Origin of the sequence: Streptomyces sp. RPA4-2 (assembly GCF_012273515.2) — a bacterium.
GTDB classification, from domain to species: Bacteria; Actinomycetota; Actinomycetes; order Streptomycetales; family Streptomycetaceae; genus Streptomyces; species Streptomyces kaempferi.
In genome coordinates this window covers 2,538,073-2,562,609 of the sequence record NZ_CP050975.2, presented here as the reverse complement: position 1 = coordinate 2,562,609, position 24,537 = coordinate 2,538,073, and the positions used below count along the sequence as shown (strand labels likewise).

The following is a 24,537-nucleotide window of genomic DNA, read 5'->3' as shown; positions in this document are numbered from 1 at the left end:
GTCCGTCGCGGCACCGGCCGCGTACGGCGGCCCCCCCCGGCGCCGAACCTGCCCCCGGCGGTGGCCCATGGAAGACGGCGCCCTGCGTGCCTGACCGGGGACCGGTGCCCGACGGCCAGGGCTCGGGGACCCGCAGCCCAGAGGCCCGGGAACCCGGAGGCCCGGGAACCCGGAGGCTCGTACGCGGCCGGGGCCCGGGGTCCCGGTGGCTCGGGGGACCCGGAGGCAGGGGGCACCGTGTCCCGTTCAACCCCCGGAGGGCCCGTCACTCGCGTGGCCCTCGCAAAGACGCCCCCCGCGCGGGGGGACCGCAAGGATGCGGGCATGGGTATACGCATACTCCACCGCCGCACGGCCCTCCCCGCGGGCGTCGTCCCGGCGCTGTTCGCGCCGGTGCCCGCGGTGGCCGCGAGCGCGAGCACCGCTCAGACGCCCGCGGCCCGCCGTTCCGGCCGCGCCCCCGAGCTCGCCGGGCCCGCGTCCCGTGCCATCGGGGCGGCACCGGCCGCACGCCGGGGCACCCGCGCCCTGCCGGTGCACGCCGCCGGCACCGGCCCGACCTGTGATCTCGCGAGCGAGTGTCAGTACGACACGGAGAGCTTCGCCGAGGGCACCGCCATGGAGACCATGCCGCGGCGGGCGGAGGCGCTCCGGCACACCCTTGACCGGTGGGAGCTCGCCGCCCTCCGCCCCCTGGTCACCGTCTCGGACACCGTCGCGGCCCTGCGCCTGCCGGACGTGGTCGCCGGCTCCCGTTCCTTCCTGCGGACCGGCGTCCACGGCCTGAGCCTGCTCCGCCACGTCCGCGGCGCGGCACGCCGGAGCGGGGCCGCCGGGATGCCGGGCGGTCCCGGTCCGAGGGCGCACCGGGAGAACGGCCGGCCGCCCCGGCCCGCGCGCGGCTGGCGGGTGCACAGTGTCGGCGCGTTCACGGGCACCGGCAGAACCTGCCGCATCGTCGTCCTGTCGCACGACAACCCGACGACGGCGTACGGAGCCCGCACCATCGGGCGCTTCGCCCGCGCCGTCCACCGCGGCCTGGGCCAGGGACGCGGCCGCGTCCGGCACCCCGCCCCGCGGAGCGGGGTCAGCGGGGTGCCGGACGGTTCGGCTCCGTACGCGTGGCTGCCGGGCCGGGACGAACCGGGGCGGGACGCCACACCCTGACGCCGACGGCGTACAGCGCGAGGCCGAGGACGAGACCCGCGCCCGCGCCGAAGCACAGGGCCGGGATCAGTTCCCAGGGTTTCGCGCCGGAGCCCTGGTAGGCCCACCAGCGAGCGGCCCGCTGCGTGCCGGCGACGACCGCGCAGCCGCCGACCACGGCGGCGGCGAGCCACCGGTCGGCACGCGACAGCGCCGGCACCCCCACCGGCTCGCCGTGCGGTGTCCGCCGCAGCGCGACGACCACGAAGAGCGTGATCACCACGGCCGCCGCCATCGAAGTGCCGTACTGCGCGTACGTGAACAGGGGTGTGCCCCCGACGTCCCGCCCCAGCGCGGGCAGCAGGCGCACCCCCCACCGGTCGTGGTGCGTGAACGCGTCCCACACGACGTGCGTCAGCGCGCCGAGCGCGGCCGACGCGTACCACCACAGCGCCAGGGACGGGCTGGGTTCCCGGCGGGCCGTCCCGCAGCGCAGCAGCCCCGCGGGGCGCCCCTGACGGGTCCGCGGCAGCAGGGCCACCAGCGGCTCGCGCAGGACCAGCCAGACGCCCACGAGGGCCCAGGCGATGAGCACGTCGAAGGTGAGGACACCGGTGAACGAGTGCGTGAACTCGCCGAATTCCATCGCTCCGGGTACCGCACTCGCCGCGTAATAGGTCATGTCGGGAGCGAAGGAGCCGGCCACCAGGACCGCCGGCACCAGTCGGCTCCGGCCGCTTCCGTCGCCCCGCACGGCGGGCAGTACGGCCGCGGCGTGGCTGAGAGTGAAGGGCAAAACGTCCCCCTGTGGCTGACGTCGTTCGAAGGCGTCGCCCTCGGTGATCACCGAAGGCCATTATGAGAGACGCGTGAGAAGGTGCGGACGGCCCGCGCGGGGTACGTGTCCCAGCGGACAATCGAACATGGCCAACCGGTGAAAATCGGGCACGAACGGGTGCCCGGGCGACGGAAGTTGTCGTAGGGTCACCTGCGTCACAGTGCCAGCGAACGCGCGGAGCGCGGGCGGTCGTCCACGGGAGGGGTTCACTCAATGGCGGCGCATTTCGGCAGACTGCGCAAGGGAGCGGCGTCCACCGCCGTGGCCGCGGCAGCGGTCGCGGCCCTGTCCGCTTCCCAGGCACCCGGAGTGGCCACCGCGGACCTCGGCAGACAGGCGGCCGGTGCCCAGCCCTCGGCCGACGCGAGCACCGGCGGCGAGGGCGGAGCGACCGGCAACTCGCCCTACTACACCGACCTGCCGCCGCTGAAGAGCCCGAACCCGAGCCCGAGCCCGACGCCGACCATCGGGACACCCGTCTCGGTGGGCGAGGCCGAGGCCGGCATACCGGCGACCGTGCTCGACGCCTACAAGAAGGCCGAGACCTCGCTGCGCGAGTCCAAGCCGGGCTGCAATCTGCCCTGGCAACTCCTCGCGGCCATCGGCAAGGTCGAGTCCGGGCAGGCGCGCGGCGGCCGAGTCGACGCGAACGGCACGACGTACTCGCCGATCCTCGGCCCCAAGCTCGACGGCAACGGCTTCGCGCTGATCGGTGACACCGACAACGGCGCGTACGACGGCGACAGCGCGTACGACCGCGCCGTGGGCCCCATGCAGTTCATCCCCTCCACCTGGGCGTGGGCGGGCCGTGACGGCAACGGCGACGGCAAGAAGGACCCCAACAACGTCTACGACGCGGCACTCGCGGCCGGTCACTACCTGTGCCGGGCCGGCCGTGACCTGTCCGTGCAGGCGCACATGAACGCGGCGATCCTCAGCTACAACAACTCGACGGCCTACCTCAACACGGTGCTGTCGTGGCTGGAGTACTACCGCAAGGGGACCCACGAGGTCCCGAACGGCACGGGCACCCTGCCCTCGCACAACAGCGGCGACTCCTCGGCGAGCCCGGACCCGTCGCCGTCCACTCCGTCGACGCCCGACTCGAAGCCGAGCAGCCCCAAGCCCGGCGGCGGTTCGACGAGCCCGTCCACGCCCGGTTCCCCCTCGACCTCGCCGCCGCCCAAGCCGCCCACGCCGCCCACGGCCACCGAGACGGTGGACCACCTGGAGGACGCGGGCACCGCAAAGCTCACCGCGACGGCGGGCCAGTCCTTCGGCACCAAGGTCGCGGTGCGCACCGAGACCAAGGCGGGCAAGGCGGTCGCGAAGGTCCGCGTCCGGTTCCTGATCGTCGGAGACACGGACGCCACCTTCACGGGCGGCGAGAGCGTCGCCACGCTCGTCACCGACAGCAAGGGCACGGCGACCGCTCCCGCGCTCGTGGCGGGCGAGAAGACCGGCGGCTTCACGGTCCGCGCCACCGTCGTGGGCCGCACCCTGGGCGGACTCGACTACGCGGCGACCGTCACGCCGCGGCAGGCCGACGCCCTGACCCGCACCGGCGACACCCCGCTGACCTGCGTAGCGGGCGGCGAATTCGCCGACCAGGTCCAGCTGAAGGCCACCTACAAGGGCGCCGCCGCCGGGAAGGTCGCGGCCACCGCCACGCTCGTGAAGTCGGCGGTCGACGCGACCGAGAACGACAAGGGCCCGTACTTCAAGGACGCGGACGGCAAGACGGTCCGCACCCTCACGGACCTCACGACCGACGCCGACGGCGCGCTCAAGCTCCCCAAGCTGTACGCGGACGACACGGCCGGCACGTTCCTGCTCCGCGTCACCACCACGGGCGGCGCGACGCTGACGGTCGAACTGACGGTGGCCCCGGCCGCCACGGCCACACCGTCCACCACGGCCTCACCGTCGAGCACGGCCACGCCGTAGTCCGGCACGGCCCTCGTGGTCCCGCCAGGGCCACCAGGGCCATGTGCGGCCCCGCGCCACCAGGGCGCCCCTCCGCTTCCGGCGGAGGGGCGCCCTCGTCGTGTGCGCGACGTGTTCTCATCTCGGCCCGCCGTTGCTACGGTGCCCGACCTGACGATGCATCAGCTCCAGGTTCACGGGAGGCCCCGCATGCGTGCCCTCATCGCCGCCGCGACCGGTCTTGCCGTGGCGCTCGCCCTGGTGTTCACCATCACCGCCATGGGCTCACCGGCCGGCGGGACGTCGCCGAAGCCACTGCTCACCACCGTCCCCAAGCATCCGTAACCAGCCGGGAGGGCCGTCCAGATGCGCCGCAAGGCCAGCCTGATCCTGCTCGCCCTCGCCGTGTTCTGCGCGGCGCTGTCCCCGCTGCTGCGCTGGTACGTCTTCCCGCGGGTGGCCAAGATCCCCGCCGGCCAGTACCAGGACATGGTCCTGGAGGCGAAGGACGCGACCCTGCTCGACTACGGCACCATGAAGGCGAAGAAGGTCCCCGAGGTCACCGTCGTGCAGACCCTCAAGGGCAACGTCGAGGCCTCCGACCGGATCGAGCGGACGGCGGGCCGTGACGTCGTCGTCTGGGACTCCCTGTCCTATGTGCAGGGCCCCGACGGGAAGATGGTCTCCAAGCTCCCCGAGCGCTACATCTTCGACGCCCACACCCAGGAACCCGTCCACGCGACCGGCGAGTCGGTCGACGGCGACCCCGTCCGGCGCGACGGCATCGAGTTCAAGTGGCCCTTCCGGACGGAGAAGCGGGACTACGAGTACTTCGACGCGCAGACCCGTACCTCGGCCCCCATCCACTACGAGGGCACCCGGACCTTCCGCGGCGTCGAGGTCTACTACTTCGAGCAGACGATCCCCTGGACGAAGGTCGCGTTCCCCAAGGTCATGCCCGTCCAGGGCATCACCGCGCAGTCGGTCGCCAAGACCGGTACGACACGCTGGTACACGACCGTCCGCAGGTTCTGGGTCGAACCGGTCACCGGGGCACCCGTCTACGGCGAGGAGATCCACAAGGAGGAACTGCGCGGCGGCACCCTGCTCGGCGGCCGCGCCAAGGTGACCGCCTTCTCCGGGCACGTGAAGATGCGCGAGGACTACATCGAGCACACCGTCGCCCTGGTCAAGTCCAACCGCACCCTGGTCCTGCTGATGACCTCCTACCTCCCCTGGGGCCTGCTGCTCCTGGGCGCGGCCCTGCTGTCCCTCTCCCTCTACCTGGAGGCGCGCGGCCGCCGCCCGGACGATCCCGCCCCCGACCGGGCCGAACGGTCCGAGCCGGTCAGCGCCTGAGCCGCGCGTTCGTATGACGCGTCGGCTCCGCGGCCGCCGGATCCTCGGGCCACGGATGCTTGGGGTAACGGCCGCGCAGCTCGGCCCGGACCGCCCGGTAGCCGTCCTTCCAGAAGGAGGCGAGGTCGGCGGTGACCGCGGCGGGCCGCCCCGCGGGCGACAGCAGATGGACGAGTACGGGCACCCCGGCCACGGCGGGTGACGCGTGGAGGCCGAACATCTCCTGCAACTTGACGGCGAGGACGGGCTGTTCGGGATTGCCGTAGTCGACCCGGATCCTGGACCCGCTGGGCACCTCGATCCGCTCGGGCGCGAGCTCCTCCAGCCGGGCGGCCTCACCGGTGGCCCAGGGCAGCAGCCGCGCCAGGGCCTGCCCGGCGTCGATCCGCGACAGATCGGCCCGCCGCCGCGCGCGGCTCAGCTCCGGCTCCAGCCACTCCGCCACGCGCGCGTGGAGCGCGTCGTCGCCGACATCGGGCCAGGGCGCGCCGAGATGCAGCCGCAGAAAGGCGAGCCGCCGGCGCAGCGCCTCGGCGTCCGGGGACCACCGCAGCAGCCCGAGTCCGTCCGCCCGCAGCCCCTCAAGCAGCGCCTCTCTCACGAGCCCGGGGTCGGCGTTCCTGAGCGGGCGCACCGCCAGCTCCACCGCCCCGAGCCGTTCGACCCGCCGCGCGACGACATCGCCCTCGGACCAGTGGACCTCCTCGCCCTCGGCGGCGAAGCTCGCGGCGGCGCGCCGAGCCGTCCCCTCGTCCACCACCGCTGCGAGCCGCACGCGCGCGTGCCCCGCGCCGACGGGACGGTCGGCCACGGCGACGGCCAGCCAGGGCGCGTCCCGCAGTGCGGAGCCGTCGCCGATGTCGGCGCGGGTCCCGTTCACCATCAGGTACGAGCCGCCCTGCGCCCGCGCGAGGCGCTCGGGGAACGCGAGGGCGGCGACCAGCCCGGCGACGCGGTCGTCCCCGAGGTCGGCCCGGCCACCCGCGACCGTGTCCGGCGGCAGGTTCTTGGGCGCCTTCTCCGCCGCGTCCCTGGTGCCCGAACGCAGTCGGCGCGCCTCGGTGCGCCAGCGCGCCGCGTAGGCGTCACCGCCCCGCCGGGCCGTCCGCCAGGCCGCCGCGAGATCGTCCCCGTACTCCCGCGGCGGCTCCTCGCTCAGCAGGGCGACCACGTCGGCCGCCCGGTCCGCGCCCACCTCGGGCGCCGCGTCCAGCAGCGCCCGCGCCAGCCGTGGGTGCAGGCCCAGCCGGGACATGCGGACACCCCGCGGAGTGGCCCGCCCCGCCGGGTCCACCGCGCCCACCGCCGACAGGACGGACCGCGCCGCCGCCATCGCGCCGGCCGGCGGCGGGTCCAGCAGCGCCAGCCCGGCCGCCTCCGGATCGCCCCAGCAGGCCGCCTGCAGGGCGAACGCCGTCAGATCGGCCACCTTGATCTCCGGTGCGGGAAAGCGCGGGAGACGGGCGTCCTCGGCCTCGGACCAGCAGCGGTACACCCGGCCCGGTGCCTCACGGCCGGCCCGCCCGGCCCGCTGCCGTCCGGCCGCCTGCGCGGCCCGCACCGTGGTCAGCGCGCTCAGCCCGCGCGCGTGGTCCACCCGGGGTTCGCGCGCGAGCCCCGAGTCCACGACCACCCGCACGCCGGGCACCGTCAGCGACGACTCCGCGACGGAGGTGGCCAGGACCACCCGGCGCCCGGTACCCGGCGCCAGTACCGCGTCCTGCACCGCCGCGGGCGCCCGCCCGTGCACCTGGAGCACGTCGATCCCGCCGAGGCCCCCCAACTGACCGGCGACCCGCGCGATCTCGCCCACGCCGGGCAGGAAACACAGCACGTCCCCGTCGCGCTCGGCCAGCGCCCGCCGCACCACCGACACCACGTGCGCGAGCAGAGCGGGGTCGACCCGCATGCCGTGCGGGGGGCGTACGGGCCGGGCCGGAGGCGCCCAGACCACCTCCACCGGGTACGAGACCCCCTGCGCCTCGACGACCGGCGCGCCGCCCAACAGCCGGGCCCAGCCCTCGGCGTCGGTCGTCGCGGACGCGGCCACGAGCCGCAGTTCGGGCCGGAGCGCGGCCCGGACGTCCAGGAGGAAGGCCGCCACCGTGTCGGCGTCCAGATGCCGTTCGTGGCACTCGTCGAGGACCACCACGTCGACGCCCGCGAGCTCCTGGTCCCGCTGCAGCCGCTGGAGGAGCACTCCCGTCGTGACGACCTCCACGCGCGCGCGTGGTCCCACGACCCGCTCCCCGCGCACCGTGTAGCCCACGTTCCCGCCGGTCTGCTCGCCGAGCAGCCACGCCATCCGCCGGGCCGCGGCCCGGGCCGCGATCCGTCGCGGTTCGGCGACCAGCACCCGGCGGGCCGGGCCCCCGCCGACGAGACCGGCGAGGACCAACGGCACGAGCGTCGTCTTGCCGGTGCCCGGCGGGGCGCACAACACCGCGGTGCCGTGCTCCTCCAGGGCGTCGCGCAGCGCGGGCACGGCGGAGCGGACGGGCAGCCGGTCGAGGGCGTCGGTACGGATCACGCCCCCAGTCTCGTACGAGGTCTTGTACGAGCGTCAAACACGCCTCGCGCGCGTATGCACCGCACGCGCGCGTGCGGTGCATACGGACACCTCTGTGAACGGTGCGTACGGACATCCCTGTGAACGGGGGAGCCGGGGGCGAACGGTGGGGGCGGCCTCAGTCCCGCAGGCACACGAAGATCGCGGTCCCCGGGATCAGGTTCCCGCGCAGCGGGGACCAGCCGCCCCACTCCTGGGTGTTCCAGGCGGGCCACTCCGGCTCGACGATGTCCAGGAGTCGGAAGCCGCCGGCCACCACGTCACGCACCCGGTCGCCCACCGTCCTGTGGTGTTCGACGTACACCGCGCGGCCCTCGTCGTCCTGCTCGACGTACGGAGTGCGGTCGAAGTACGAGGCGGAGACCGACAGTCCTTCCGGGCCCGGCTCGTCCGGGAACGCCCAGCGGAGCGGATGCGTCACGGAGAAGACGAAGCGCCCGCCGGGACGCAGGACGCGGCGCACCTCGCGCAGCACCCGCACGGGGTCGGCGACGAACGGCAGCGCCCCGTACGCGGAGCACGCGAGGTCGAAGGAGCCGTCCGCGAAGGGCAGCGCGCCCGCGTCGGCCTCCACCAGCGGCACCGGGCCGCCGATGCGCAGCGCGTGCTGGAGCTGGCGGTGGGAGAGGTCCAGGGCGACGGGGCGGGCGCCCTGGGCCGCCAGCCAGCGCGAGCACTGGGCCGCACCGGCGCCGATCTCCAGGACGTCCTTCCCCTTGAGGTCCTCCGGCGGGCCGAGCAGTTCGGCCTCCACCTCGTCGAGGCCCTCGGGGCCCCATACGAAGCGGTCGTCGCCGAGGAACGTGCCGTGCTCGATCTGGTAGTCGTCCGCGTTCCGGTCCCACCAGCCGCGATTGGCGCGGGAACTCTCCGTGACGTCCGCGTCGCGTCGGGTGGCTTCGGACTCGGACTGCTCGGGCTCTTGGATGATCGGCTCCCTCGTATTAATCTGCGGGCTCGGCCCTTCGGCCCGTCTCGGGGGTGTCACGGCAGGGGCCGGCGAGGGCCCGCGTGGCCTCGTGAGACAGGTCTTGTGCCGGGAATGCGGCGATCCGCCCCGGGTGTGCGCCTTCGCGCATTGACCCTGCCCGGCTGCCCCCGTATGCTACAAGTTGCGCTGCGGGCCTGCGCACCTCAGACGTAGCAGGCTGCGCTCGCATCTGTATGTATGTCCCCTCGGTTTTCGAGGCGCCACCGGTGGTGTTCGGAAGAACACGGCCCGGGTTTGGCGCTTCCTTGGCTGTCCGGCCTTCTGCAGAGCGAAACGGGCTCCTGGCGCAAGCAGTACCTACGACTCACTGTCCGTACCGGAGCCCTTTCCCACATGACGAGCAGCACCGAGACCACCTCTACCACGCCGCAGGTAGCGGTCAACGACATCGGTAACGAGGAAGCTTTCCTCGCCGCGATCGACGAGACGATCAAGTACTTCAACGACGGCGACATCGTCGACGGCGTCATCGTGAAGGTCGACCGGGACGAGGTCCTGCTCGACATCGGTTACAAGACCGAAGGTGTCATCCCGAGCCGCGAGCTCTCGATCAAGCACGACGTCGACCCCAATGAGGTCGTCGCCGTCGGTGACGAGATCGAAGCCCTTGTTCTCCAGAAGGAGGACAAGGAAGGCCGCCTGATCCTCTCGAAGAAGCGCGCCCAGTACGAGCGCGCCTGGGGCACCATCGAGAAGATCAAGGAAGAGGACGGCATCGTCACCGGTACCGTCATCGAGGTCGTCAAGGGTGGTCTCATCCTCGACATCGGCCTCCGTGGCTTCCTGCCGGCTTCCCTCGTCGAGATGCGCCGTGTCCGCGACCTCCAGCCCTACGTGGGCAAGGAGCTCGAGGCCAAGATCATCGAGCTGGACAAGAACCGCAACAACGTGGTCCTGTCCCGCCGTGCCTGGCTGGAGCAGACCCAGTCCGAGGTCCGTCAGACGTTCCTCACCACCCTCCAGAAGGGTCAGGTCCGCTCCGGCGTCGTCTCCTCGATCGTCAACTTCGGTGCCTTCGTGGACCTGGGTGGCGTCGACGGTCTGGTGCACGTCTCCGAGCTCTCCTGGAAGCACATCGACCACCCCTCCGAGGTTGTCGAGGTCGGCCAGGAAGTCACCGTCGAGGTCCTCGACGTCGACATGGACCGCGAGCGTGTCTCCCTGTCGCTCAAGGCGACGCAGGAAGACCCGTGGCAGCAGTTCGCCCGGACGCACCAGATCGGTCAGGTCGTCCCGGGTAAGGTCACGAAGCTCGTTCCGTTCGGTGCGTTCGTCCGCGTGGACGAGGGCATCGAGGGTCTGGTCCACATCTCCGAGCTGGCCGAGCGCCACGTGGAGATCCCGGAGCAGGTCGTCCAGGTCAACGACGAGATCTTCGTCAAGGTCATCGACATCGACCTCGAGCGCCGCCGCATCAGCCTCTCGCTGAAGCAGGCCAACGAGGCCTTCGGTGCCGACCCGGCCTCGGTCGAGTTCGACCCGACCCTGTACGGCATGGCCGCGTCGTACGACGACCAGGGCAACTACATCTACCCCGAGGGCTTCGACCCCGAGACCAACGACTGGCTCGAGGGCTTCGAGTCCCAGCGTGAGGTGTGGGAGACGCAGTACGCCGAGGCGCAGACCCGCTTCGAGCAGCACCAGGCTCAGGTCATCAAGTCCCGCGAGGCGGACGCCCAGGCCGAGGCCGAGGGTGCCAGCACCTCCAGCGCGGCTCCGGCCGCCTCCGGTGGCGGTTCGTACTCCTCGGAGTCGGACGACACCTCCGGCGCCCTGGCGTCGGACGAGGCCCTGGCTGCCCTGCGCGAGAAGCTCGCCGGCGGCCAGAGCTGAAAGGCTCCCCGCTAGGCAGTAGCTGAAAGAAGTGGGCCCGCACCGATTCGGTGCGGGCCCACTTCCATGGGGGGCCGGTTGTCCGGGTCGGGTCAGGGCGTCACCGTGATGTTGGTGAGCCCCTTGCCGCCCGTCACCGTGTTCGACGCATAGACGGTGGTCCTGCACGAGGAGCTGTAGTTCGTGACGTTGACCGCCAGCTGCTTGTCGCCCGACGCGCCCCGCAGGTCCGAGGTGTTGCCGCGGAACACCGTGCCGCAGCCCCAGCCGGACTGCTGGGTGTGGGTCTCGTAGCCGTCGTTCGTGGTGGCGGTGCCCCTGTTGTTCTCGACGAGGACGTCGTTGCCCTTCACGTCGACCCAGGAGTCGTCGAAGTTGGCGCCGGTCAGACCGCTGCCGTCGAAGGTGTTGCCGGTGATGCGCGCACCCGTCGTGCCCTCCTTGATGTCGACGTTCTCGCCGCCCACGTCCGGGCCGATGGTGTTGCCGCTGATCTCGACGCGGTCGCTCTTGTCCGAGGTCCCGCCGGCCGTGCCGACGTAGACGCCCTCGCCCATGCCGCGGCCGTCGTTGCCGGTGTCGTAGATCTTCGAGTTCCTGATCGCGCCGTCCGTGCTGGAGTTGCGGAAGTGGACGCCCTCCATGTCGAGCCCGTGGACGGTGACCGAGTCGACGACGACGCCCTTCGCCGAGTCGATCATGATGCCCTTCTGGCCACCGGTGACGGTGATGCCGCGGACTGTCCAGTACGAGGCGCCGTTGAGGTGCAGCCCGTAACCGCCGCCCGCCGTGAGGACGGCCTTCGAGGAGCCGGTGAGGGTGATGCGGGAGCCGGAGCCCGCGGCCGTCGTCGTCTTGAAGTTGCCGTTGTACGTGCCGTCCGCGAGGTGGATGGTGTCGCCGGGCGCGGCGGAGGTGAGCGCCGACTTCAGCTGGGCGGCCGTGGCGACCTCGATGGTCTGGGCCGCGGCCGCGGTGCGCGCTGACGCCAGCACCCCGCCCGTGGCCAGTGTCGCGCCGAGCAGGGGGAGGAGGAGCGTACGTCGGATACGCATGTGGGGGTGACCTTCCCGTCGGTCCGCAGAAGACTGATTCGTTCGTTCTTGTACGTGAACTTCGGGCGCCCATATGAACGTAAGGGGGTCATGGGTCCGCGTCAAGGTCCGTACCAGGCCGGTGTGCGGGGAGGGAAACAGGGCGGATACACGAGTAACCGCAGCGCTGTAACCGGCCGTTGCCAGGATCCCCGGGTCATTCAAGATCGAGAGGGGAGCCGAAGGCATGGCAGCACAGGAGCGATCGAGTGCGTCGAGCCGGCGCGCGTTCTTGCGCACCGTCGGTCTGACCGGCGGTGCGGGCGCGATGTTCGCCACCATGGGAGCCCTCGGCCTCGCGCCCACCGCGCAGGCCGCCCAGCGTGAACAGCCTTACCGCGCACCGAAGTCGGGGGATTTCACGCTCACCGGGAGAGGTGCCGCGAAGGTCGTGATCGTAGGCGGGGGCATCGCCGGACTCGCCTGCGCGTACGAGCTCGGCAAGGCGGGCTACGACTGTACGGTCCTGGAGGCCAGGGACCGCACCGGCGGCCGTAACTTCACCGTGCGCGGCGGGGACACGACCACCGACCTGTACGGCAACACCCAGACGGCACGGTTCGGCGACGGCCAGTACATGAACGCCGGACCGGCCCGCATCCCGCAGTGGATGGTCACCCTCGACTACTGCCGCGAACTGGGCGTCCCCGTCGAGGTGTTCACGAACACGAACGCGGACGCGTACCTGTACAACGAGTCGTCCGGTATGACCAAGCCGGTGCGCCACCGCACCGCGAAGGCCGACGTGTACGGCTACGTCGGCGAACTGCTCGCCAAGGCCACCGACAAGGGCGCGCTCGACAAGGAGCTGACCGCCACCGACCAGGACCGGCTCGTCGAATTCCTCAAGGACTTCGGTGAACTCGGCGACAGGCTCACCTACGAGGGCGGACCGCGCCGCGGCTACACCACCGTCCCCGCCGCCGCCGGAACCCCGGGCGTGCTCCTCGGCGACGTACCCACCGCCTCCGAGGTCTTCGCCAGCGGCGTCGGCCGCTACTTCTCCTTCGAGTTCGAATTCGACCAGGCCATGCTGATGTTCCAGCCGGTCGGCGGCATGGACCGGATACCGAAGGCCCTCACCCGGGCCATCGGATCCCACCGTGTCCGCACCGGAGCCGCCGTCACCCGGATCACCGACAAGGGGCACGGCGTCACCGTCACGTACACCCAGGGAGGGCGCACCAGATCCGTCGACGCCGACTTCTGCGTCGGCGCCCTGCCGCCCAACATCCTCGCCAAGGTCCCGCACAACCTCGGCTCCGGCGTCCAGAGCGCCCTGGAGGCGATCACCCCGCAGTCCGCGGGCAAGATCGGCCTCGAATACCGCTCCCGCTGGTGGGAGCTCGACCACCGCATCTACGGCGGCATCACCGAGACCGACCAGGACGTCACCCACATCTGGCACCCCTCCTACGGCTACAACGGCCGGCGCGGCGTCATGATCGGCTACTACAACTACGGTTCCGACGCGGACTCGTACGCCAGGCTCAGCCCCAAGGACCGCGAGAAGCGCGCGGTGGCCGCGGGCGTGAAGATCTACGGCGATAAGTACCGCACCGAGCTCGACTCGTCCTTCTCCCACCACTGGCGCCAGACACCCCACCTGGAAGCCGCCTGGCACGACACCCCCGGCGGACCCGACGACCCCCGCTACGCGCCCCTGAACCGGCCCACCGGACGCGTCTACTTCGCCGGCGACTGGCTCAGCTACACCGACGCCTGGCAGCACGGCGCCTTCACCTCCGCCCGCAACGCCGTCACCTCGCTCCACGCGCGCGTGCTCTCGTCGTAACGCTCCACGCGCGCGTGCCGTCCTCGTGACACGCGTGCGCTGTGCCCGTGGCTCCCGCCCGCCGTCCCGTCACCGCGGAGCACCCGGCCGCTCGTGGCGGACGGGAAGAAGCGACGAGACAGCGGTGCGGAGCGCGGGGCGGGAATGCCCGTGCTCCGCACCACGTTGTGGACTAGGAACACGAGGAGGAGCGGTCACAGTGCTTGATCCGCAGGGTTTGTACGCATGGGAGCCGAAGGGCCTGGCCGTGGTGGACATGGCGCTCGCCCAGGAGTCGGCCGGACTGGTCATGCTCTACCACTTCGACGGATACATCGACGCGGGTGAAACGGGCGACCAGATCGTCGACCGGCTGCTCGACTCGCTGCCCCACCAGGTCGTGGCCCGGTTCGACCACGACCGGCTGGTGGACTACCGGGCACGCCGCCCACTGCTGACCTTCAAGCGCGACCGGTGGACCGACTACGAAGAGCCCGCGCTCGACGTGCGGCTCGTCCAGGACGCCACGGGCGCGCCCTTCCTGCTGCTGTCCGGCCCCGAGCCGGACGTCGAGTGGGAGCGTTTCGCCGCGGCCGTCGAGCAGATCGTGGAGCGGCTCGGCGTCCGGCTGGCGGTGAACTTCCACGGCATCCCCATGGGCGTTCCGCACACCCGCCCCGTGGGCCTCACGCCGCACGGCAACCGCACCGACCTGGTGCCCGGCCACCGCAGCCCCTTCGACGAGGCACAGGTCCCCGGCAGCGCCGAGGCCCTCGTGGAGTACCGCCTCATGGAGGCCGGACACGACGTGCTGGGTGTCGCCGCGCACGTTCCGCACTACATCGCCCGCTCCCCGTACCCGGACGCCGCACTGACCGTCCTGGAGGCCATCACGGGCGCCACGGGCCTGGTGCTCCCCGGTATCGCGCACTCGCTGCGCAACGAGGCGCACCGCACCCAGACGGAGATCGACCGGCAGATCCAGGAGGGCGACGAGGAACTCGTCTCCCTCGTCCAGGGTCTTGAGCACCAGTACGACGCCGCGGCGGGCTCGGAGACGCGGGGCAACATGCTCGCGGAGCCGGTGGAGATCCCGTCGGCGGACGAGATCGGGCTGGAGTTCGAGCGCTTCCTCGCGGAGCGCGAAGGCGACTCGTAGGCCGTGTCCGACCCTTCGCACCGGATCGGCGGGCCGCGCCCGCCCGGTGGGAAGGGCCAGACACGGCCCGGCACCGAGCCGGGCCCCGGCACCGCGCCCGGCCAGGGGCGGCCTCGGCGCGTGGGGGCCGCGCCGGTGCGTGCCGGGGGCAGGCCCTAGGCTTTTGGCATGTTGAAGGTGGGCCTGACCGGCGGTATCGGCGCCGGCAAGAGCGAGGTGTCGCGACTCCTCGTCGAGCACGGCGCGGTACTGGTCGACGCGGACCGCATCGCGCGGGAGGTGGTCGAACCCGGAACTCCCGGGCTCGCGGCCGTCGTCGAGGCCTTCGGTACGGAGGTGCTCGCACCGGACGGCAGCCTGGACCGCCCCGGACTGGGCTCGATCGTCTTCGCCGACCCCGGGAAACTCGCGGTCCTGAACTCGATCGTGCACCCCCTGGTGGGGGCTCGCTCCCGCGCCCTGGAGAGCGCCGCCGCGCCCGACTCCGTGGTCGTCCACGACGTCCCCCTCCTCGCCGAGAACTCCCTCGCGGCGCTGTACGACCTCGTGATCGTCGTGGACGCGGCCCCCGGGACCCAGCTCGACCGGCTGGTGCGGCTGCGCGGCATGACCGAGGGGGACGCCCGCGCCCGCATGGCCGCCCAGGCCACCCGCGAACAGCGCCTCGCGATCGCCGACGTCGTCATCGACAACGACGTACCCCTGGAGCAGCTCGAGCGGCGCGTGGGGGAGGTATGGGCGGATCTCGTGCGCCGGGCGCACGCTCGCGAGGAATAGCAGCCCTCGGCGGGGGCGTTGAACCCGTGAAGTGAGGGAAGGACTGAGCCGTGCCCGAGACCAGCGGACCGACCGGACGTACTCCGGAGACGCATGTCATCGATTTCCGTGCCGCCGAGCATCTGCTCGCCGCGCGCGACCCGCGGGGCGCGGTGAAGCTGCTCGACCCGGTGATCGCCGCGCATCCGGAGAACACGGCGGCCCGCCTGCTGCGCGCGCGTGCCTTCTTCGCCGCCGCGCAACTGCGCCCCGCGGAGCTGGAGTTCACGATCGTGCTGGAGCGCGAGCCGGACAACGCGTTCGCGCACTTCGCGCTCGCCCGTACCTATGAGCGCCAGCTCCGCCCCGAGCAGGCCAAGCGGCACTTCAGACTGGCGGCGGCGCTCGATCCGAATCCGCAGTACCTGGAAGCCGCGCGCTTCGACTCCTAGACCGCCGCCACCCGCGGGTGGCGGGCGGGCCTACTGGCGGTGCTCCGGCGGCCGGTACGGCGGGATGTCCCGGCTCGGCTGGTAGTGCGGGCCCTGATGGATGTGCCACAGGATCACGGTCATGTCCACGGTGGCCACGAGCCACAGCACGCCGCAGGCGGCGGCCCACCCGGGCCGTCCGGCCAGCGCGAACGCGGTCGTTCCGAAGATCGCCCAGACCAGGCCCCACGCAGTCAGCCAGAAGCGCATCCGCAGGGCACTGCGCGCTGTCGTCGGTTCACTGCCTGTACGCATGGGGATCACCGTTCCCGGGCCACCATTCCTACTGGAAAACGTACTCTCGTCGTGCACGTTCACCAAAGGGACGAAGGCCGGACCGACGGGGGAGGCGACAGTGCTGCTGGAGGCGCTGCGGGCGGACGCGAGGCTCGCCGAGTGGCTGAGGGACCTGGAGAGCGAGGCCGAGCCCCGGACGGAGGCGGTGCTTCCGGACGCGGACGGGCTGGCGGACATCCTGCTCGACCTGTCCGTGGCCCACGAACACGTCAACGAGCTCGTCGCACTGCGCTCCCGGCTCGCCGCGGACCCGGAGGCGATGACGCTGCTCACGCGGTGCGTCGCCCGCTTCGTACGGGACATGGGGGAGATCGGAAAGGGATGGGAGCCGCCCGCGTTCCCCGCTTCGACGGGGTCCCTCGGGCGCTGCTTCCACCTGTACGTCTTCGTCGCCGCGCTCCCGTACGTCCGCGCCTACCACCGCGGTCGCGGCATCCCCGACGACGTGTCCCGGCGCACCCTCGCCGACCTCGGCCGGCAGGTGGCGGTGCACCGCAGACGGCTCGGCACACCGGGTCTGCTGTTCCCCTGGTGGATCGCCCTGCACTTCCACGGTGAGGTGTTCCAGCTGGGCCGGCTGCAGTTCCAGCGGGCCCGGCTCGGCCGGCGCACCGGCCGTGCCGTCGCGGCGGCGGGCCTCGGCTCCGGACCGGGCGATCCCTGCCTGAGCGTGCACATAGCCGACTTCCGCGGACCGCTGTCGCCCGCCGCCTGCGAGCGCTCGCTCGCCCTGGCGCGGGAGTTCTTCGCCCGGCACTACCCCGACGAGCGCTACGAGGTGGCGGAGTGCCACTCCTGGCTGCTGGACCCGCAGCTCGGGCGGTACCTGCCGGCGGACTCGAACATCATGCGCTTCCAGGAACGTTTCCGCGTCGCGTACCAGGAGACGACCCCGGACGACGGGGTGCCGGTCGGGTTCGTCTTCGGCGATCCCGAGCTGCTTACCGGGGACCTGCCGGGGCGGAGCGCCGTGGAGCGGGCGGTGGGGGACCACCTGCGGGGCGGCGGGCACTGGTACGTCGGGCACGGCTGGTTCGCGCTGCAAACTCCCTCGAACGAATGACGGGACGCAGGAACGAGGCGATGAGGGCTGCCCGTTGGACGGGTATGAGCAGGGAAATGCGTGAAGGACACAAGGGGACCGGACCCGGAGCGATCACACCGGACGGCTGCGCGGTCGAGTTGTACGCGCGTCTGTCCGTCGGGGAGGAGCCGGACATCATCGCCGCGGCGGCGCCCGTGGGAGCACACATCCTGGAGCTGGGCAGCGGGGTGGGCCGCATGACCCATCCGCTCCTGGAGCGCGGGTTCACCGTCACGGCGGTGGACGAGTCGGCCGAGATGCTGGAGCGGGTCCGCGGGGCGCGCACGATATGCGGCCCGATCGAGGACCTGGATCTGGGCGAGACCTTCGACGTGGTGATACTCGCGTCGTTCCTGGTGCACACCGCGGACACCGGAGTGCGGCGAGCGATGCTGGAGGTGTGCGCACGCCATGTGGCGGAGGGCGGAAGCGTGCTGATCCAGCGCGAGGGAGAGGACTGGCACAAGAACGTGCCCCGCGAGCGCGTCGACCCCGCCGGGTACACCGTACGGATCGTGTCGGCCGAGCCGTTGGGCGGCGGGGTGAACTCGGTGCACGCGGAGTACGTGTTCCCGGACACCACGTGGACGCAGACGTTCCGGTCCAGACCGCTGACGCGGGAGCGGTTCGAGGAGGCGTTGGGGGAGGCGGGGCTCCGGGTGGAGCGGTATCTGACGGAGGACGGCGTGTGGGTACGGGCGGTGCGGGCCTGAGGCTCCGCCCTCTCCGGGGTGGCGGAGCCGGTGGGCCGATCGGTCCCGCTCCACGGCGATGAGTTCCGGACACCCGCCCGGTCTATCCCTGTGACAGCACCGCGTACCGCTTCGCACAGGAGACCTCATGTCCGAGACCACCGTCCCCGCCACCCCGGCCGCGTCCACCTCCGCCGACCCGTCGCACTCCCGCGTCCTCCGCGGCCGGGGCGCGCGGATTCCGCTGGGCGCCCTGCAGATCGTGCTCGGTCTCTTCTACGTGTTCGCGAGCGCCCTGCCCAAGCTCATCGCGCACCCGTCGGCGGCCGAGTCCTTCGACAAGCTCGGCTGGGGCAGCACGGGCATGTACCTCATCGGCTCGCTCGAACTCGCGGGTGGCGTCGCCCTGTTGATCCCGCTGCTGTCCTCGGTGGCGGCGGTGGCGCTCAGCGCGCTGATGGTCGGCGCCTTCATCGTGAACGTCACTGTGCTGCACGGACCGTACGTGGCGACCCCGCTCATCCTGATCCTGCCGCTCGCGCTGATCGCGTGGGCACGCAGGAGTCACAACGCCGATCTGGTCCGGCTGGTGCGACGACGGGCGTGACCGCTGTACGTCGTGGAGGGCTCCCCGGCCGCGACGGGGAGCCCTCGACGACGTGAGGGACGGGGAGGGGGCACTCGTGCGACCGGCGACCGGCGACCGGCGCTCGGTCGCGAGTGGCCGGAGGCCGTTGCGGGAACGGGTCCCGCTCGCCAGGGGGCCGGGACCCTTGACGTCCGGGTGTCAGGGCGCCTCGGGACCGCCGAGACCCCGGAGGCGTTCCAGCTCGCGACGGTCGCGCTTGGTCGGGCGCCCCGCGCCCCGGTCGCGGACACCCGCCGGGGCGACGGCCTCGCGCGGTGGCGGCGGCGGACTGTTGTCCACGTAGCACTCGGCCGCGACGGGCGGTCCGACCCGCTTGCGGATCACGCGCTTCACCACGACGATCCGCTCCCGGCCGCCGTGCCGCAGGCGGACCTCGTCGCCCACGCGTACCGCGTACGCGGGCTTGACGCGCTCGCCGTTCACCCGGACATGACCGCCCCGGCACGCGGTCGCGCCCATCGAGCGGGTCTTGACCAGACGCACGGACCAGATCCAGCTGTCGACGCGGACGCTCTCGCCGCCCGCCGGACGCGCGGCCACGGCGGCGGCCACCGTGTCACCGGAAGCCGTTACGCCGTCGTCCGCGTTCTTCTTCTCGTCGTCCCGTTCGACGTCCGCACCCTCAGAAGCCATGCCCCGACTCTAAGGGCTGTCCCCTAATCCCCGCCGGGCGCACGACGACAGCTACGGCACTCCCCCGAGCTCTTCGAGCAGGGGGACCTCCACGCCGCGTTGTCGGATCGCCCGAATACACCCGGTATGCGGACGACCCTCCGCCTTGCGATGCACCGCATCCGACGCCGCGCGCTGATCCACCGGGGATTACGGGACAGCCCTTGGAAGACGTCGCCCGGCCGGGCCGCGTTTCCGTCGGGGGGCCCACCCCGGGCGGCGGGGAGCGCCACCTGCCGGTCGTACGGTGGGGGCATGGACAGAGGCCACACGGACAACGGCGATCTCACCGGTTTCACAGGTCGCGGCGGCCGCGGAGGCCCGGCAGGTCCCGTCGGCCCGGTCGATCCCGCCGCATCGGCCGACTTGGCGGACCTGGCGGAACTGGACGGGAGGATCACCGGGTGCCGGGCCTGTCCGCGGCTGGTGGAGTGGCGTGAGGAGGTGGCCCGCACCCGACGTGCCGCCTTCGCCGACCAGACGTACTGGGGCCGCCCCGTCCCGGGCTTCGGTCCGCCCGACGCGTCCCTGCTGATCGTCGGTCTGGCGCCCGCCGCGCACGGCGCCAACCGGACCGGCCGCATGTTCACGGGCGACCGCTCGGGCGACGTGCTCTACGCGGCGCTGCACGAGGTGGGACTGGCCTCCCAGGGGACGGCCGTGAGCGCGGACGACGGACTGTCCCTGCACGGCGTACGGATCACCTCGCCGGTGCGCTGCGCCCCTCCCGCCAACAAGCCCACCCCCGAGGAGCGGGACACCTGCCGGCCCTGGCTGGTGCGCGAACTGGAACTGCTGCGGCCGTCCCTCCGCGCGGTCGTCGTCCTGGGCGCCTTCGGCTGGCAGGCCGCGCTGCCCGCCTTCGCCCAGGCGGGGTGGGAGGTGCCGCGCCCCCGCCCGGCGTTCGCGCACGGAACCCGGGTCACCCTCACGTCACCCGCGCGGCTCGACCTCTTCGGATGTTTCCACGTCAGCCAGCGGAACACGTTCACCGGACGGCTGACCCCCGCCATGCTGCGGGAGGTGCTGCGCACGGCGGCCTCGGCGGCGGGGCTGACGACCCGGCCGTACGACGGTTAGCCTTCCGCGATGGGCCTGTATCCGGAGATCGAACCGTACGACCACGGAATGCTCGACGTCGGGGACGGCAACCGCGTCCACTGGGAGGTCTGCGGGAACCCGGACGGGAAGCCCGCGCTGATGCTGCACGGCGGTCCGGGATCCGGCTGCGGACCCTGGTTCCGGCGCTACTGCGACCCGGCCAAGTACCGGATCGTGCTGCTCGACCAGCGCGGCAGCGGACGCTCCACCCCGCACGCGAGCGCCCACGGCACGGACATGAGCGTCAACACGACCGCGCACGTGATCGGGGACCTGGAACTGCTGCGACGCCACCTGGGCATCGAACGGTGGCTGGTGTGGGGGGTGTCCTGGGGCTCGGTGCTCGGGCTGCGCTACGCGCAGACGCGTCCGGGTGTCGTCTCCGAGCTGGTGCTGACCGGGCTGGCCACCGGCTCGAACCCCGAAGTGGCCCTGCTGACCCGGGGCCTCGGGAAGATCTTCCCCGAGGCCTTCGAGCGGTTCCTGGCCGAACTGCCCGAGGACGAGCATGCGGGGAATCTCGCGGCCGCCTACAACCGGCTGCTCGAATCGCCGGATGCCGAGGTACGGGCACGGGCGGCGCGGGCCTGGACGGACTGGGAGACGGCGATCGAGCCGGCGCCGCCGCGCTCCGTGCGGCGTTACGAGGACGCGGAGTTCCGTGCGGGGTTCGCGCGGACCGTCACGCACTACTTCGGCAACGACCACTTCCTGGGCGAGGGGAACGACGAGGGCGTGGTGCTCCGGGACGCCCCTCTGCTGAAGGGCATCCCCGGCACGCTCGTCCAGGGCAGCCTGGACCTCGGGAACCTCCTGGGCGTCGTGTGGAGGCTCCACCAGGCCTGGCCCGACAGCGAGTTGACCATCGTGGACGACGTGGGGCACACCATGGGAGCGGCCGGGGTGGTGGACGCGCTGGTGGCGGCGACGGACAAGTACGCCGTCCGCTGAGCGGGTTCCGCGCCCATGGCGGGTCCCTCGCTCACCACGGCCCCTGTGCCGGCGGAGACTTCCTCGCTCACCCCCGTTCCTCCGCCCGCCGGGGTACCTCCTCGCCGCCGAAGAGCTGCCGCACCGTCGAGCGGTAGTTGGTCCGCACGTGGGTGAGGGCGTGGGCGCGGGCGCGCTCCGGGTCACCGGAGGCGATGGCCTCGTACAACTCTGTCCTTGGGACTGACGACGAGCATGGCGGGGGGTTACGCGCGGCCGCTGCCGAAGCGGCGGGACTGGGGGCGGCCGGGGGAGGAGGGGCCGGCGAGCTGACGGTCCCTCACGACAGTGCGAAGCTCAGGGGGCGGTGCTCGAACACCGGCGGGGGTTTACCCCAGAACAGGGTCGGTGGCGAGACCGGTCCGGGTGCCCTGGTCGCGGAGCGAGGCCCCTGCCAGGGCGGGGCCGCGGTGTCAGCGCGGCGTCTCCTGCTGTTCCCACTGCTCCTTGGTGATCTCGTACCGTACGCCTCCATGCTCGGAGCCCTCGACCATCTCCATGTCGGAGGGGGTCGGGATGGTGTCCGTGAGCGTCATGTCGAGCTTCTCCATGATGTTGCGCGAACCGTGGTTCACGGACATCGTCTCGGCCCAGACCGTGCGCACACCGAGCTCCGTGAACGCCTTGCCCAGCAAGGCCCGTGAGCCCTCGGTGGCGTAACCCCTGCCCCAGGCCGCCTGCCGCAGCCGATAGCCGAGTTCCACTTCGTCCAGCGGGCCCTCCGGCTCGGGACGCAGGATGAACCAGCCGATGAACGCGCCGCCGTCCTTCTCGTGCGCGGCGAACAGTCCGAGGTCACCGCCCCACTTCTCGTAGCCGGCGAGGATGTTCGGCAGGTAGCGCTCGCGGACGAGCTCCGGCGCCGTCGGATCGCCGCCGGTCAGGTAGCGCATCACCGCCGGGTCGCTGTCCAGCTCGATCAGCAGGTCCGCGTCATCGGCAGTGAAACGGCGCAGGGCCAGGCGCCCGGTCTCCAAGTAGGTGTCCACGAGCCGATCATGCCTGAATCATGTCGGCCGGCCCAACGGCTTTCCTGGCCGCCGGCTCTGGCCCGGGCACGACGGCGGTCGCCGTGATCTCCACCAACTGCCCGGTGTACCCGAGGCAGGCCACCCCCAGCAGGGTCGACGCGTGCGGGCCGATGCTGAGGCCGGACGCCTCGACGACGGCCCAGACCGCGGACAGCACCGCGGGCTCGCTGGCGACGACGTACACGTCGGTGGACACGACGTGCGCCATGTCGCTGCCGACCGCCCGCAGTTGCTCGTCGAGATTGGCGAGCACCTGCACGGTCTGGCGGACGGGGTCGCCCACCCCGACGATCTCCCCGTCGGCGTCGAGCGGCACGGCCCCGGCGAGGAAGGCGAGCTTCGCTCCGGCCTCGACGACGGACGCGTGCGAGTAGACGGGCGGTGCGAAGAGGCTGGGGACGGTGACGCGCTGGAGCATGGGGGCTCTCGCCAATCTCTCATGTGGGCGGCCGACCTGCCGATGATGCGGGCAGACGCGTCGCAACCGCATGCGAATTTCTCCGGCCGTCCCGCACCGTTCTCGGCCGGGGACGAGCGCCGTCCGACGAGGCGCAGTTCCGCCCATACCGTCTTGCCGGGCGCGGTGGGGCGTGGGGCGACACCCCATTCGTCGGCGAGGGCGTCGACGAGGAGGAGACCGCGGCCCGAGTCGCCGACCGGGCACGGCGTTCCCCGGTTCGGGAGCTTCTCGGCGCGGGTGTCGGTGACTTCGATCCGGAGCGCGCCCCGGTCTCCGTGAGGCGGAGACCGAACTCCGCAGGGCGTCACGTACGTCCGCGACTCGAAGCACAGGACCGGCCCCGCGCTGGGCCTCACCCCCACCGCCTGGACCGAGTTCATAGGATTCGCGGCCGGGGCCCGGCAGGCGGGCGCCGAATAACCCTTCGAAAAGGCCGCGTTGTCACTGCTACCGTCACCGACGTGGCGAAACTCAATCAGATCATCGCAGTGGAGAAGGGCGTCAAGTCCAAGTCCCATCAGGACCTGACGGCAGCCCATCACGGGCTGCAGAAGCCCGCGTTGCTGGCCGGTATCTCGCGGACCTACCAGCCGAAGGACGAGGAGGGCGAGCAGCTGCCGCCCGAGTCCACTCGGGTGCAGGTGCAGGCCGAGGACGTGCTCCGGAACACCGCGGGGACGCTCACGCGGCTGTTCGATGTGACCGCCACCAAGGACTGGGCCAACTGCGCGGCGCGGGCGGACGTGAAGGTGGACGGGCGGGTGCTCGTCGCCGACGTGCCCGTCTCCTACCTGCTGTTCCTCGAGAAGCAGCTCACCGACATCAACACCTTCGTCAGGAAGCTGCCGGTTCTCGACGCCTCCGAGTCCTGGGTGCAGGACCCCTCCACCGACGCGTGGAAGACCGAGCCCGTCCGCACGCTGCGGACGAAGAAGGTCCCGCGCAACCATGTGAAGGCCGAGGCCACCGAGAAGCACCCCGCGCAGGTCGAGGTGTACTACGAGGACATCCCCGTCGGGTACTGGACGACCGTGAAGTTCTCCGGCGCCCTGCCCGCCCGGCGCGTGAACGAACTCCTCGACCGGGTCGAGAAGTTGCAGCAGGCCGTCAAGTTCGCCCGTGAGGAGGCGAACGGCGTGGACGTCGTCGACCAGCGCGTCGGGGACTCCGTTTTCGGCTACCTGTTCGGGTAGCCTCTGAATCTCCCCGGCCACCACGCACCACGGCCGGGGTGCGCGAGGAGCGCAAGCTGAACCTGAAGCTTGTCGTGAATGCACGGTTCCAGTGGAGGTTCGAGCCCTCCCCGCGGCACCCAGCGGCACCTTCCACGGTGCCCACGCGCCGCGGTAGCCCAATTCGGCAGAGGCAGACCGTGATCAATCTCAGACTCTTGCTCCAGACTCAGCATTCGCCGCCGATCGCCGGATCGACCGGGCCCAGGCCCCGGGACGCCGAAATGCCGGTTCAAGTCCGGTCCGCGCAGCTCGATGCGTGGTGGTCCAAAGGCAGGACGCGGCGACATAACGACTGACCTGGGTCCTCAAGCGTGCCGGCGTGCGACATGGGTGGCATCACAGGGTCCGGGGGCCGGCTACGCCCTCGGACCCGCTTCCCTTTCCCGGGTA

At 71.9% G+C, this 24,537-nt stretch carries 24 protein-coding genes and 2 pseudogenes; 16 read left to right on the top strand and 10 right to left on the bottom strand.

Annotation, left to right across the window (positions count from 1 at the left end; all coding sequences use genetic code 11):
* The first annotated feature begins 324 nt into the window (after positions 1–324).
* Complete coding sequence (locus HEP85_RS10990; protein WP_369657679.1) at positions 325–1,167, top strand: hypothetical protein; 843 nt, start codon at positions 325–327, stop codon at positions 1,165–1,167.
* Here the strand turns inward: HEP85_RS10990 and HEP85_RS10985 are convergent.
* Positions 1,088–1,942 carry a DUF4184 family protein gene (locus HEP85_RS10985; RefSeq protein ID WP_329529078.1) on the bottom strand — a complete coding sequence of 285 codons (855 nt, stop codon included), beginning with the start codon at positions 1,940–1,942 and terminating at the stop codon, positions 1,088–1,090. The two genes, HEP85_RS10990 and HEP85_RS10985, sit on opposite strands and share 80 nt — an antisense overlap.
* 255 nt (positions 1,943–2,197) lie before the next feature.
* Here HEP85_RS10985 and HEP85_RS10980 point away from each other — a divergent pair, with 255 nt between their 5' ends.
* The 3 genes from HEP85_RS10980 to HEP85_RS10970 all read left to right on the top strand — a co-directional run bounded on the left by HEP85_RS10980 (position 2,198) and on the right by HEP85_RS10970 (position 5,269).
* On the top strand, positions 2,198–3,931 hold the full coding sequence (locus HEP85_RS10980) for a lytic transglycosylase domain-containing protein (RefSeq protein ID WP_168527620.1): 1,734 nt from the start codon (positions 2,198–2,200) through the stop codon (positions 3,929–3,931).
* Between the two features lie 189 nt (positions 3,932–4,120).
* Entirely contained in the window at positions 4,121–4,255 is a 135-nt protein-coding gene (locus tag HEP85_RS10975) for an SPW_0924 family protein (protein WP_168527619.1), read from the top strand.
* Positions 4,256–4,276: 21 nt separating this feature from the next.
* A complete protein-coding gene (locus HEP85_RS10970) occupies positions 4,277–5,269 on the top strand; it encodes a DUF3068 domain-containing protein (protein ID WP_168527618.1) in 993 nt (330 codons plus the stop codon).
* On the opposite strand, the gene hrpB is transcribed toward HEP85_RS10970, so the two are convergent.
* Together hrpB and HEP85_RS10960 are read right to left on the bottom strand one after the other, a co-directional pair.
* Complete coding sequence (gene hrpB, locus HEP85_RS10965) at positions 5,259–7,799, bottom strand: ATP-dependent helicase HrpB (RefSeq protein WP_329526114.1); 2,541 nt, start codon at positions 7,797–7,799, stop codon at positions 5,259–5,261. The two genes, HEP85_RS10970 and hrpB, sit on opposite strands and share 11 nt — an antisense overlap.
* 157 nt (positions 7,800–7,956) lie before the next feature.
* Entirely contained in the window at positions 7,957–8,826 is an 870-nt protein-coding gene (locus tag HEP85_RS10960) for a class I SAM-dependent methyltransferase (protein ID WP_168527617.1), read from the bottom strand.
* Between the two features lie 336 nt (positions 8,827–9,162).
* On the opposite strand from HEP85_RS10960, the gene rpsA reads away from it, so the two are divergent.
* Positions 9,163–10,662, top strand: a complete 1,500-nt coding sequence (gene rpsA / locus HEP85_RS10955) for a 30S ribosomal protein S1 (RefSeq protein ID WP_168527616.1) — start codon at positions 9,163–9,165, stop codon at positions 10,660–10,662.
* A gap of 92 nt (positions 10,663–10,754) precedes the next feature.
* Here the strand turns inward: rpsA and HEP85_RS10950 are convergent, their stop codons facing one another.
* Positions 10,755–11,717, bottom strand: coding sequence for a right-handed parallel beta-helix repeat-containing protein (locus HEP85_RS10950; RefSeq protein ID WP_168527615.1), 963 nt, complete (start codon positions 11,715–11,717; stop codon positions 10,755–10,757).
* 307 nt (positions 11,718–12,024) lie between these two features.
* Between HEP85_RS10950 and HEP85_RS10945 the strand changes: the two genes are divergently transcribed.
* From HEP85_RS10945 to HEP85_RS10930, 4 genes are all read left to right on the top strand, one after another.
* Positions 12,025–13,551, top strand: a complete 1,527-nt coding sequence (locus HEP85_RS10945; RefSeq protein WP_211118210.1) for an FAD-dependent oxidoreductase — start codon at positions 12,025–12,027, stop codon at positions 13,549–13,551.
* 199 nt (positions 13,552–13,750) lie between these two features.
* Positions 13,751–14,689: a PAC2 family protein gene (locus HEP85_RS10940; protein WP_168527613.1), complete on the top strand. Its 939-nt coding sequence runs from the start codon at positions 13,751–13,753 to the stop codon at positions 14,687–14,689.
* A gap of 168 nt (positions 14,690–14,857) precedes the next feature.
* Complete coding sequence (gene coaE, locus HEP85_RS10935; protein ID WP_168527612.1) at positions 14,858–15,466, top strand: dephospho-CoA kinase; 609 nt, start codon at positions 14,858–14,860, stop codon at positions 15,464–15,466.
* 50 nt (positions 15,467–15,516) lie between these two features.
* The gene (locus tag HEP85_RS10930; protein WP_168527611.1) at positions 15,517–15,897 is read left to right on the top strand and encodes a tetratricopeptide repeat protein; all 381 of its coding nucleotides are present in this window, start codon (positions 15,517–15,519) and stop codon (positions 15,895–15,897) included.
* A 30-nt stretch (positions 15,898–15,927) separates the two neighbouring features.
* On the opposite strand, the gene HEP85_RS10925 is transcribed toward HEP85_RS10930, so the two are convergent.
* Positions 15,928–16,191 (bottom strand): DUF6343 family protein, encoded by a 264-nt coding sequence (locus tag HEP85_RS10925; protein ID WP_168527610.1) that lies wholly within the window; start codon positions 16,189–16,191, stop codon positions 15,928–15,930.
* Between the two features lie 100 nt (positions 16,192–16,291).
* On the opposite strand from HEP85_RS10925, the gene HEP85_RS10920 reads away from it, so the two are divergent.
* The 3 genes from HEP85_RS10920 to HEP85_RS10910 all read left to right on the top strand — a co-directional run bounded on the left by HEP85_RS10920 (position 16,292) and on the right by HEP85_RS10910 (position 18,616).
* A complete protein-coding gene (locus tag HEP85_RS10920; protein ID WP_369657678.1) occupies positions 16,292–17,296 on the top strand; it encodes an acyltransferase domain-containing protein in 1,005 nt (334 codons plus the stop codon).
* A gap of 56 nt (positions 17,297–17,352) precedes the next feature.
* Positions 17,353–18,030: a bifunctional 2-polyprenyl-6-hydroxyphenol methylase/3-demethylubiquinol 3-O-methyltransferase UbiG gene (locus HEP85_RS10915; protein ID WP_248001885.1), complete on the top strand. Its 678-nt coding sequence runs from the start codon at positions 17,353–17,355 to the stop codon at positions 18,028–18,030.
* Between the two features lie 127 nt (positions 18,031–18,157).
* A complete protein-coding gene (locus tag HEP85_RS10910) occupies positions 18,158–18,616 on the top strand; it encodes a DoxX family protein (RefSeq protein WP_168527608.1) in 459 nt (152 codons plus the stop codon).
* Between the two features lie 180 nt (positions 18,617–18,796).
* Here the strand turns inward: HEP85_RS10910 and HEP85_RS10905 are convergent, their stop codons facing one another.
* A complete protein-coding gene (locus HEP85_RS10905; protein WP_168527607.1) occupies positions 18,797–19,291 on the bottom strand; it encodes an RNA-binding S4 domain-containing protein in 495 nt (164 codons plus the stop codon).
* A gap of 294 nt (positions 19,292–19,585) precedes the next feature.
* Between HEP85_RS10905 and HEP85_RS10900 the strand changes: the two genes are divergently transcribed.
* A complete protein-coding gene (locus HEP85_RS10900; protein ID WP_168527606.1) occupies positions 19,586–20,410 on the top strand; it encodes a uracil-DNA glycosylase in 825 nt (274 codons plus the stop codon).
* 9 nt (positions 20,411–20,419) lie between these two features.
* Complete coding sequence (gene pip / locus HEP85_RS10895) at positions 20,420–21,382, top strand: prolyl aminopeptidase (protein WP_168527605.1); 963 nt, start codon at positions 20,420–20,422, stop codon at positions 21,380–21,382.
* A 67-nt stretch (positions 21,383–21,449) separates the two neighbouring features.
* On the opposite strand, the gene HEP85_RS10890 is transcribed toward pip, so the two are convergent.
* From HEP85_RS10890 to HEP85_RS10875, 4 genes and pseudogenes are all read right to left on the bottom strand, one after another.
* On the bottom strand, positions 21,450–21,590 hold the full coding sequence (locus tag HEP85_RS10890) for a hypothetical protein (RefSeq protein WP_168527604.1): 141 nt from the start codon (positions 21,588–21,590) through the stop codon (positions 21,450–21,452).
* 244 nt (positions 21,591–21,834) lie between these two features.
* Entirely contained in the window at positions 21,835–22,410 is a 576-nt protein-coding gene (locus HEP85_RS10885) for a GNAT family N-acetyltransferase (RefSeq protein ID WP_168527603.1), read from the bottom strand.
* A gap of 7 nt (positions 22,411–22,417) precedes the next feature.
* A complete protein-coding gene (locus tag HEP85_RS10880) occupies positions 22,418–22,870 on the bottom strand; it encodes a RidA family protein (protein ID WP_168527602.1) in 453 nt (150 codons plus the stop codon).
* A gap of 131 nt (positions 22,871–23,001) precedes the next feature.
* Positions 23,002–23,169: pseudogene (locus tag HEP85_RS10875) on the bottom strand (ATP-binding protein); the annotation flags it as partial.
* A 61-nt stretch (positions 23,170–23,230) separates the two neighbouring features.
* Between HEP85_RS10875 and HEP85_RS10870 the strand changes: the two are divergent.
* Positions 23,231–23,332, top strand: a pseudogene (locus HEP85_RS10870) (DUF397 domain-containing protein); the annotation flags it as partial.
* A 41-nt stretch (positions 23,333–23,373) separates the two neighbouring features.
* Positions 23,374–24,105 carry a hypothetical protein gene (locus tag HEP85_RS10865; protein ID WP_168527601.1) on the top strand — a complete coding sequence of 244 codons (732 nt, stop codon included), beginning with the start codon at positions 23,374–23,376 and terminating at the stop codon, positions 24,103–24,105.
* The last annotated feature ends 432 nt before the right edge of the window (positions 24,106–24,537 follow it).

Excerpts from the sequence above, each read along its gene's own strand:
- HEP85_RS10990 (WP_369657679.1), top strand. The coding sequence starts at position 325 with ATGGGTATACGCATACTCCACCGCCGCACGGCCCTCCCCGCGGGCGTC.
- HEP85_RS10980 (WP_168527620.1), top strand. The coding sequence starts at position 2,198 with ATGGCGGCGCATTTCGGCAGACTGCGCAAGGGAGCGGCGTCCACCGCC.
- HEP85_RS10975 (WP_168527619.1), top strand. The coding sequence starts at position 4,121 with ATGCGTGCCCTCATCGCCGCCGCGACCGGTCTTGCCGTGGCGCTCGCC.
- HEP85_RS10970 (WP_168527618.1), top strand. The coding sequence starts at position 4,277 with ATGCGCCGCAAGGCCAGCCTGATCCTGCTCGCCCTCGCCGTGTTCTGC.
- rpsA (WP_168527616.1), top strand. The coding sequence starts at position 9,163 with ATGACGAGCAGCACCGAGACCACCTCTACCACGCCGCAGGTAGCGGTC.
- HEP85_RS10950 (WP_168527615.1), bottom strand. The coding sequence starts at position 11,717 with ATGCGTATCCGACGTACGCTCCTCCTCCCCCTGCTCGGCGCGACACTG.
- HEP85_RS10945 (WP_211118210.1), top strand. The coding sequence starts at position 12,025 with ATGTTCGCCACCATGGGAGCCCTCGGCCTCGCGCCCACCGCGCAGGCC.
- coaE (WP_168527612.1), top strand. The coding sequence starts at position 14,858 with ATGTTGAAGGTGGGCCTGACCGGCGGTATCGGCGCCGGCAAGAGCGAG.
- HEP85_RS10925 (WP_168527610.1), bottom strand. The coding sequence starts at position 16,191 with ATGCGTACAGGCAGTGAACCGACGACAGCGCGCAGTGCCCTGCGGATG.
- HEP85_RS10915 (WP_248001885.1), top strand. The coding sequence starts at position 17,353 with ATGCGTGAAGGACACAAGGGGACCGGACCCGGAGCGATCACACCGGAC.
- HEP85_RS10910 (WP_168527608.1), top strand. The coding sequence starts at position 18,158 with ATGTCCGAGACCACCGTCCCCGCCACCCCGGCCGCGTCCACCTCCGCC.
- HEP85_RS10905 (WP_168527607.1), bottom strand. The coding sequence starts at position 19,291 with ATGGCTTCTGAGGGTGCGGACGTCGAACGGGACGACGAGAAGAAGAAC.
- HEP85_RS10900 (WP_168527606.1), top strand. The coding sequence starts at position 19,586 with ATGGACAGAGGCCACACGGACAACGGCGATCTCACCGGTTTCACAGGT.
- pip (WP_168527605.1), top strand. The coding sequence starts at position 20,420 with ATGGGCCTGTATCCGGAGATCGAACCGTACGACCACGGAATGCTCGAC.
- HEP85_RS10880 (WP_168527602.1), bottom strand. The coding sequence starts at position 22,870 with ATGCTCCAGCGCGTCACCGTCCCCAGCCTCTTCGCACCGCCCGTCTAC.